This window comes from Burkholderia sp. Ac-20379 (assembly GCF_017104645.1).
GTDB lineage: Bacteria > Pseudomonadota > Gammaproteobacteria > Burkholderiales > Burkholderiaceae > Burkholderia.
In genome coordinates, this window is the sequence record NZ_JAAGPF010000636.1 from 1 (window position 1) to 1,914 (window position 1,914).

Sequence of the window (1,914 nt, forward strand, 5' to 3'; positions counted from 1 at the left end):
TAGCGCTTTCTCGTCGGCGGAGATGCCGTGGCGCGCGCCGGGCTGGCCGCCGCTGCGCGCGTGATGCGAGGCGCCGTACGGCGTGCCGCCGGCGTCGGTGGTGCTCAGCGCGCTCTCGGTAAACGGAATGCCGACGATCAGCATGCCGTGGTGCAGCAGCGGCAGCATCATCGACAGCAAGGTCGATTCCTGGCCGCCGTGCAGGCTGCCGGTCGACGTGAACACGCAGCCGGGCTTGCCCGCCAGCGCACCGGCCAGCCACTGCGGCGTGGTGCCGTCGAGGAAATACTTGAGCGGTGCGGCCATGTTGCCGAAGCGGGTGGGCGAGCCGAGCGCGAGGCCCGCGCATTCCTCGAGATCGCGCAGTTCGGCGTAGGGCGGGCCGTCGGACGGAATGTCGGGTTCGCTGGCTTCGCAGACGGTGGAAACGGGCGGCACGGTGCGGATGCGTGCCTGCATGCCGGGTACGGCGTCGACGCCGGCCGCGATCGCCAGCGCGAGATCGCGCGTGGCGCCGTGGCGGCTGTAATAGAGCACCAGGATGTCTTTCATAGGTCCCTTGAGTGAGCGGCTATTATAGGGGGTGCGACCGCGGCGAAGCCGGCGGAGCAGGCCGTCCGAAGGAGAAAGCCGTTGCCGAAGTTGAGTGTGGATCTCGACACCATCAAGCGCCTCGCGCGCTTCGCCGCCCGCCGCGGCGCGGAGGATCGCATCCCGCAGGTCGCGGGCAGCCTGACGTTCACCACGATCCTCGCCCTGGTGCCGCTCGTGACGGTGGCGTTCGCGCTGTTCACGGCGTTCCCGATGTTCTCGTCGTTCCAGTCTTCGCTGCAGGGCTTTCTCGCCGATCATCTGATGCCGGCGCAGTTCAACAGCCAGATCTTCAAGTACCTGAACCAGTTCTCGTCGAAGGCCAAGGGGCTGACCACGGCCGGCCTGATCGTGCTGGTGGTGACGGCCGTGATGACGATGATGACGGTGGAATCGGCGTTCAACGTGATCTGGCGCGTGCGCAAGCCGCGGCCGTTCGCGCAGCGCGTGCTGGCCTACTGGGCCATCATCACGCTCGGCCCGCTGCTGTTCGGCGTGAGCCTGTCGATCTCGTCGTATCTGTTTACCAAGTCGCTGGCGTTCGCCGGTGCGCCGGACTCGGTCACCTCGTTCGAATGGCTGCTGACGATCGCGTCGCTGCCGCTGACGGTGCTGGCCTTCACGCTGCTCTACGTCTATCTGCCGAATTGCACGGTGGCCTGGCGCGACGCGGTGGTCGGCGGGATCTGCGCGGCGATCGCGTTCGAGCTGGCCAAGCGCGGCTTCGGCTACTACGTGCGGCGCATTCCCACCTATACGGCCGTGTACGGCGCGTTCGCCGCCGTGCCGCTGTTTCTGCTGTGGATGTATCTGAGCTGGCTGATCACGCTGGCCGGAGCGATGCTGACCTCGGCGCTGCCGGTGATCCGGATCGGCCAGTTTCACCGGGTCGGCTATCCGGGCAGCGATCTGCTCGATGCCGTCGCGCTGCTGGCGCGTCTGGCCGACGCCAAGGATGCCGGCAAGCCCGGCCATTCGGCCGCGCGGCTGGCGGTGATGGTGCGCTGCGGCATGGAAACGGCGCAGCGGCTGCTGGCGGCGATGGAGGATCGCGAGTGGGTCGCGCGGCTCGAGGGCGGCGACAACGTGGCGTCGCGCTATATCCTCTTGGCCAATCCCGAGATGCTGACGGTTTCCCAACTGTTCGACGCGTTCGTGATCGACCGCGACGAGTTGCTCTATCAGGCCCAGCGCAGCCGCACGGCGATCGACGGCACGCGCCTGATCGCCGCGCTGACGGGCGAGCCGCTCGGCGCGACGCTGGCTGATCTGATTACCCGGCGAGGCGCGCCGCAGGCCGACCCGGCGCGGGAGGCCGACGGC

At 68.3% G+C, this 1,914-nt stretch carries 2 protein-coding genes; one reads left to right on the forward strand and one right to left on the reverse strand.

From position 1 onward, the window contains the following. A partial coding sequence (gene wrbA, locus G3N92_RS33450) for an NAD(P)H:quinone oxidoreductase (RefSeq protein ID WP_206131780.1) occupies positions 1 to 552 on the reverse strand: 552 nt, incomplete at its 3' end. Positions 553 to 633: 81 nt separating this feature from the next. Here wrbA and G3N92_RS33455 point away from each other — a divergent pair. Next, on the forward strand, positions 634 to 1,914 hold a 1,281-nt coding region (locus tag G3N92_RS33455), incomplete at its 3' end, for a YihY family inner membrane protein (protein WP_206131781.1).